Source organism: Methylibium sp. (genome assembly GCF_031393925.1).
Taxonomy (GTDB): Bacteria; Pseudomonadota; Gammaproteobacteria; order Burkholderiales; family Burkholderiaceae_C; genus Methylibium.
In genome coordinates this window covers 1-6,562 of sequence record NZ_JANMWL010000224.1, presented here as the reverse complement: position 1 = coordinate 6,562, position 6,562 = coordinate 1, and the positions used below count along the sequence as shown (strand labels likewise).

Here is a 6,562-nt window from a genome sequence, read left to right as displayed (position 1 = left end):
GCCTGGGGCCGACCGTTCGGCACGGCAGCGCAGTACGTCTGCCTGGCGCAAGCGCAAGCCGTGGCCCTGCCCGCCCATGCGAGCGACGAGGCCGGCGCCTGCCTGGGCATACCGGCGCTCACCGCCCTGCACGCGATGTTGATGGCCGGCGGTGTGCGGGGCCAGAGCGTGCTGGTGGCAGGCGGCGCCGGGGCGGTCGGCCACTACGCCGTGCAGTTCGCGAGGCTGCTCGGTGCGCGCCTGGTGCTGGCCACGACCAGCACGGCGCAGAAGGCCGAGCTCGCCAAAGCGGCCGGTGCGCACGCGGTGATCGATTACCGAAGCAGCGACGCCGCCGAGCAGATCCGACAGGCCACCGCGGGGCAGGGCGTCGAGCGCATCGTCGAGCTCGACATCGCGGCCAATGCCGCACTCGACATCGACGTCATCGCCCCGGGCGGCAATTGCATCGTCTACGGCAGCGGAGCGGGCAAGTTCGAGCTGCCGTTTTTTCCGCTCATCGCGAAGAACATCACGATGAGCTACTTCATGGTCTACCACCTGGAGCGGGGCGATCGTGAGCGGGCCGAGGCGGCGCTCACGGGGTTTCTGGAGCGCGGCGCGCTGGTGCACAACATTGCGCAGCGATTGCCGCTCGAGCGCATCGTTGAAGCCCATGAAGCGGTCGAAGGCGGCCAGACGGTCGGCAATGTGGTGCTGGCCATTCCTTGAGGCGCTTCGGGCGTCGTGGCGACGTGGTGTCGCTGCTGGGGCCGCTTTAGGCAAGGGCAAGGGCAAGGGCAAAAGGTCGGTTGGGGCGGCAAAGGCGCGTCCGGGCGCGCCTTTGCCCCGCCGGACCTCGCCACCCGCAGCCCGTACCGCCAAAACCGCCGATGCGTCGTTGGCGCACCCACAATCGGCCGATGTCCGCCGCTGCTTCTCTGCCCGCCTTGCCCGCACTCGCGCCGGGCGTCTACGTCCACTACAAGGGCCTGCGCTACCACGTAATCGGGGTGGCCCGCCACAGCGAGACCTTGGAGCCGCTGGTGGTGTACCGGCCTCTCTACGGCGAGTCGGGCCTGTGGGTGCGGCCGCATGCGATGTTCATCGAACAGCTCGTGATCGACGGCCGGCGCGTGGCGCGCTTTGCCGCTGAGTAAGGCAGGGAGCGCCTGTCAGGTGTGCGCGCCGCGGTGTACGGCAACCGTCTCTTGCTCTCTCAGGATCGCGGATCGCTGGCTGTGTTCTTTGAATTGCTGCAACAAGTCCGTGCACGCCTGACGCTCGATCTCACATCGACGCGACCAGCATCGCGCGGTAATCCTCGGCGCTCGCCAGACGCGGATTGGTCTTGTGGCAGTGGTCGGCCAGCGCGCCCTGGATGATGCGGTCGAACCAGGCCGGCTCCACGCCGAGCGCTGCCAGGCCGCTGGGCAAACCCAGGCGCGCGTTCATGTCGGTGAGGGCCGGCGCCACGTCGTCGGCCGAAGCCAAGCCCATGGCGCGTGCCATGCGCTCGAGCCGGCGTTCGCTCTTCACGCTCTCGGACGGGGCGTTGAAACGCACCACGGCGGGCAGGAACATCGCGTTCAGGCAGCCGTGGTGCAGCTTGGGATTGACGCCGCCCAGGCTGTGCGAGAGCGAATGCACGCAGCCCAGGCCCTTCTGGAACGCCAGCGCGCCCTGCATCGAGGCGCTCATCATCTGGCGGCGCGCTTCGCGGTCGCTGCCGTTGCGGGTGGCGCGCTCGATGTGGGCCCAACCGCGCTCCAGGCCGTCGAGCGCAATGCCGTCGGCGGGCGGGTTGAAGGCCGCCGACATGAAGGTTTCCATGCAGTGCGCCACCGCGTCCATGCCGGTGGCCGCGGTCAGGCCGGCCGGCAGGCCGAGCGTGAGTTCGGGGTCGCAGATGGCGACCTTGGGAACGAGGTGCCACGAATGAAAACCGAGCTTGCGGTGGTCGTCGACGATCACGATCGCGCCGCGCGCCACTTCGCTGCCGGTGCCGGCGGTGGTGGGCACCGCGATGATCGGCGCGACCGCCTCGGTGATGCGGGCCGAGCCGCCTTCGATGGTGGCGTAGGTCTTGAGCTCGCCGGGGTGGGTGGCCAGGATCGCCAAACCCTTGGCCAGGTCGATGCTGGAGCCGCCGCCCACGGCCACGAGCCCATCGGCCCGGTGCGCCGTCCACACCTCGCGCGCGGCGCGCACTGCCGCCTCGGTGGGGTTGGAGGGCGTGCCGTCGAACACCGCCACCGGCAGCTCGTGCAGCGCGTCGAGCGCCCTTTGCAGCACGCCCGCGGCACGCACGCCGGCGTCGGTGATGACGAGCGGGCGGGCAATGCCGATGCGCGCGCACTCGGCCGCGAGTTCGCGCACCGCGCCAAAGTCGAACTGGATCTGGGTGATGTAGAAGATGCTGGCCATGGTGGGGAGAAAGCAGTGCGCGGGGCAGGCTGCCAGTATGCTCGTGGCCCTCGAACCCGACCGCCTCCCGATGAGCCTTGACGCCCTGACCCCGGCCATGCGCAGCGTGCTCGAGCGCATCCAGCGTGCGCGCCGTGGTCCGCTGCACACGCTGTCGCTCCAAGAGGTGCGCGGCGCCTACGAAATCGGCGCCGAGATGCTTGATTTGCCGCGCGCCGCGCTGAGCCGCGTGGAAGACCTGACGATCCCCGCGCGCGACGGCCACACGCTCGCCGCGCGGCTCTACCTGAGCCGGCCCCTGCGTGCGCCGGTGCTGCTCTATCTGCACGGCGGGGGCTTTTGCATCGGCAGCCTCGACAGCCACGACAGCCTGTGTCGCCAGCTGGCGTTGCTCAGCGGCGTGGCGGTGGTGGCGCTCGATTACCGGCTCGCACCCGAGCACCGCTTTCCGAGCGCAGTCAACGACGCCTGGGACGCGTTGCAGTGGCTGGCGCGCGAGGGCGACCTGCTCGGCGTGGACGCGAGCCGCCTGGCCGTCGGCGGCGACAGTGCCGGCGGCACGCTCGCTGCGGTGTGCGCGCTGCTGGCGCGCGACGCCGGCCTGCCTCTGGCGCTGCAGTTGCTCATCTACCCCGGCACGGTGGGGCGCCAGCAGACCGAGTCGCACCGCCGGCACGGCGAAGGTTTGCTGCTCGATAAACCGATGATCGACTGGTTTTTCGCTCACTACATCGACGAGCCCGAGCGCGACGACTGGCGCTTCGCACCGCTGAGCGCGCCCGATCACGAGGGCGTGGCGCCCGCCTGGATCGGCCTGGCCGAATTCGACCCCTTGCTCGACGAAGGCCTGGCCTACGGCGACAAGCTGCGTGCCGTCGGCGTGCCGGTCACCTTGGAGGTGTGGCGTGGCGTCGTCCACGACTTCGTCAAGATGGGCCGCACCGTGCCCGAAGCGCGGCTCGCCCAGGAAGCGGCGGCGCGCGCGCTGCGCGAGGCGCTGTGGCCATGAGCCCGCAGGGCCAGGAGCGTGCCCCGGCCGGCAGCGCGCCGAACCAGGCCGCGACCCGCGGCACATTTCGCCAGCTCCACCGCCTGCGCGTGCGCTGGGCCGAAGTCGACCTGCAGGGCATCGTCTTCAACGGCCACTTCCTGCTGTACCTGGACACGGCGGTGGCCGACTACTGGCGCGCGCTGGCGCTGCCGTATGTTGAATCGATGCAAGGCTTTGGCGGCGATCTCTATGTGCGCAAGTCCACGCTCGAGTACCACGCCTCGGCGCGCTACGACGAGCAGCTCGACATCGGCATCCGCTCGGTGCGCATCGGCAGCTCGTCGATGCAGTTCGAGGGCGCGGTGTTTCGCCAGGACACCCTGCTCGTCGCGGGCGAGCTGGTCTACGTGTTCGCCGACCCGGCCACACAAAAAAGCAAGCCGGTGCCGGCGGACCTTCGGGCGCTGTTGCAGGGCTACGAGGCGGGCGAGGCCATGCACACGGTGCGCACCGGCTCGTGGCAGACGCTGGCCGCCGACGCGCGCGCGATCCGCGACGAGGTGTTCGTGCAGGAGCAAGGCATTGCCGCCGAGCTGGACGTCGACGCGGCCGATGCGACTGACGCGAGTTGCCTGCATGCCGTGGCCTACAACCGCATCGGCATGGCGCTCGCCACCGGCCGCCTGCAAGCCGCGGGCAGCGGCGCCGTGAAGCTCGGTCGCATGGCGGTGCGCCAGGCGCTGCGCGGCGCCGGCCTGGGCTCGGCGGTGCTCGACGCGCTGCTGGCGGCGGCGCGCGAACGCGGCGACGCCGAGGCGATGCTGAACGCGCCACGCTCGGCGGCGGGCTTCTTCAGCCGGCGCGGCTTTACGCAGCAAGGGCCGGCGTTCGATGAGGCGGGCACGCCCCATGTCGCCATGCGACGTTCGCTTCGGTGAATGACGACCGCTGGTTCGAAGAAAGACCGACGAAAGACAGGACGCCCCCATGACCTCCTCCCGTGACGCACAACTCAAGAAACTCGCGGCCGAGTTCGGTCTCGACATCGCAGAACACATCCGCGCCGTGCCGCGCCATGAAGTGGCCGTCGAACACGGCGGCCAGTTGTTCGTGAGCGGGCAGATTCCGCGCGTGCGCGGCGCCGTCGCAGTGGCGGGCAGCGTCGGCGCCGACGTGTCACTCGAAGAGGGCTGCCGCGCCGCGCGCATTTGCGTGGTGCGCGCGCTGATCGTCGCTCGCCAGTCGCTCGGCTCGCTCGATCGCGTTGCCAAGGTGCTGCGCATGAACGTCTACGTCCACAGCGCCGCGAACTTCACCGAGCAAAGCGAAGTGGCGGACGCCGCCTCGGAGATTCTCTACACGCTGCTCGAACCCCACGGTGGTCACACGCGCACGGCGGTGGGCGTTCACCAATTGCCCAAGAACGCGTCGGTCGAGCTCGACCTGCTGGTCGCACTCGGCGAGGCGGAAGCGGGGCCAAGCACGTTTTAGCGCGAACGTACTTCGGCTTGCCAGACAAGGCGCGGACACTCTTTTCAAACGAGGTTGACCCATGAGCACATCGAACGAAATCTGCCGCATGGATGCGGTGCATCTTGCAAATCTGGTTCGCACCAAGCAGCTCTCCGCAGTCGAAGTGACGCGCGCCGTCATCGACCGCATGAACCGGCTCGAACCGCAGCTGCATGCCTTTTGTACGCCCACGCCAGAACTGGCGATTGCAGCCGCCGAGCGCGTCGATAAAAACATCATGGCGGGCGTCGCGGTGGGCCCGCTCGCCGGCGTTCCGGTCGGCATCAAGGATTTGGTCTGCACCCAGGGCGTCAAGACCGTGTCGGGCTCCTGGGCCTATGCGGACTTCGTTCCCGATGAAGACGATGTGGTGGTGGAGCGACTGAAGCAGGCGGGCGCGATCATCATCGGCAAGACCAACGTGCCCGAGTTCGGCTACAGCGGTGTCGGGCACAACCCGGTGTTCGAGACCAGCCGAAATCCATGGAACACGACCCTCACGCCGGGCGGCTCCAGCGCCGGCTCGGGCGCGGCCGTGGCGGGTGGTATGGGGCCGATTGCGATCGGCGGCGACGGCGGCGGATCGGTGCGCATTCCAAGCTCTTTCTCGGGGCTCTTTGGAATGAAAGCGTCGATGGGGCGGGTGCCTTTGTACCCAGGCACCAAAGACGAACGCTACCCCGGCGTATCAAGCTGGGAAGCCCTCGAACACCTCGGGCCGATGAGCCGCACCGTGGCCGACAGCGCACTGGTGCTCTCGGTGATCGCGGGGCCCGACGACCGTGACAGCCGATCGCTGCCTTATGAACGAGATTTCGACTGGCTCACGGCACTGCGGGGCGACCTGAAGGGCAAGCGCGTCGCCTACAGCGCCGACTTGGGCTATGCGGCCGTCGACCCGCGTGTGCGAAAGATCGTGGCTGAGGCCGCGAAGGTATTCGAGCGTGACCTGGGGTGCATCGTCGAAGAAGCCAATCCAGGCTGGGACAACCCCTATGACGGCTTTTGGGGCATGGTGATCCGCGAGACTGATTTGCGCGGCTTGAGGGCAATGGCCGACCGCTTGGGTGAAAAAATGACGCCTCACCTGGCGGCCGTTCTTCGCACCGAATGGACCGCAGAACAGCTCACCGATGCAATGGTCGTGCGCAAAGCGGTGACCAACAAGATGTGGCGCTTTATGCGCAATTACGATTTGCTGATCACGCCGACCGTGGCGGTCCCGCCTTTCGAGGTCGGGATACAGGGCCCCACCGTGATCGATGGTCGTGAGGTCGATCAGTTCGAGTGGCTGCACTTCACCTACCCCTATAACTTGACAGGCAGCCCGGCCGCCACCGTCCCCGCCGGCTGGACCGAGGACGGACTTCCCATCGGGCTTCAAATCATCGGCAGACACCTGGACGACGCGCTTGTTTTAAGAGCGTCGGCCTGCTTTGAGGCAGCGCAGCCCTGGAAACACAGGTGGCCGGGAATGCTCGCGGAGATGGGGCTCTAGAAAGCTGGGTGGATGACGACGGGAAGCTTGTTGACTTTGGTGCTAAACGACTGCTGTCGTCGTTTGCTGTGGTCAACAGGCGACCCGCAGCAGCCGTTCGCAGACTCCAGCTGAGCGGCGGCTGTGCAGAGAAAGCGTCGGTGACCTGACGCCGC

At 68.2% G+C, this 6,562-nt stretch carries 7 protein-coding genes; 6 read left to right on the top strand and 1 reads right to left on the bottom strand.

What is annotated here, in order from left to right; translation table 11 throughout:
* Both RMO12_RS11765 and RMO12_RS11760 read left to right on the top strand, forming a co-directional pair.
* On the top strand, window positions 1-711 hold a 711-nt coding region (locus RMO12_RS11765; protein ID WP_309639435.1), incomplete at its 5' end, for an NADPH:quinone reductase.
* A gap of 191 nt (window positions 712-902) precedes the next feature.
* On the top strand, window positions 903-1,139 hold the full coding sequence (locus RMO12_RS11760; RefSeq protein WP_309639434.1) for a DUF1653 domain-containing protein: 237 nt from the start codon (window positions 903-905) through the stop codon (window positions 1,137-1,139).
* A gap of 130 nt (window positions 1,140-1,269) precedes the next feature.
* Here the strand turns inward: RMO12_RS11760 and RMO12_RS11755 are convergent, their stop codons facing one another.
* Window positions 1,270-2,406, bottom strand: a complete 1,137-nt coding sequence (locus RMO12_RS11755; protein ID WP_309639433.1) for an iron-containing alcohol dehydrogenase — start codon at window positions 2,404-2,406, stop codon at window positions 1,270-1,272.
* Between the two features lie 70 nt (window positions 2,407-2,476).
* Between RMO12_RS11755 and RMO12_RS11750 the strand changes: the two genes are divergently transcribed.
* From RMO12_RS11750 to RMO12_RS11735, 4 genes are all read left to right on the top strand, one after another.
* Window positions 2,477-3,415 carry an alpha/beta hydrolase gene (locus RMO12_RS11750; RefSeq protein WP_309639432.1) on the top strand — a complete coding sequence of 313 codons (939 nt, stop codon included), beginning with the start codon at window positions 2,477-2,479 and terminating at the stop codon, window positions 3,413-3,415.
* Entirely contained in the window at window positions 3,412-4,335 is a 924-nt protein-coding gene (locus RMO12_RS11745) for a YbgC/FadM family acyl-CoA thioesterase (protein WP_309639431.1), read from the top strand. Before RMO12_RS11750 ends, RMO12_RS11745 begins: the two co-directional genes overlap by 4 nt.
* A gap of 49 nt (window positions 4,336-4,384) precedes the next feature.
* Window positions 4,385-4,888, top strand: coding sequence for a RidA family protein (locus tag RMO12_RS11740; RefSeq protein ID WP_309639430.1), 504 nt, complete (start codon window positions 4,385-4,387; stop codon window positions 4,886-4,888).
* Window positions 4,889-4,949: 61 nt separating this feature from the next.
* Window positions 4,950-6,407: an amidase family protein gene (locus RMO12_RS11735; RefSeq protein WP_309639429.1), complete on the top strand. Its 1,458-nt coding sequence runs from the start codon at window positions 4,950-4,952 to the stop codon at window positions 6,405-6,407.
* Window positions 6,408-6,562: the final 155 nt, after the last annotated feature.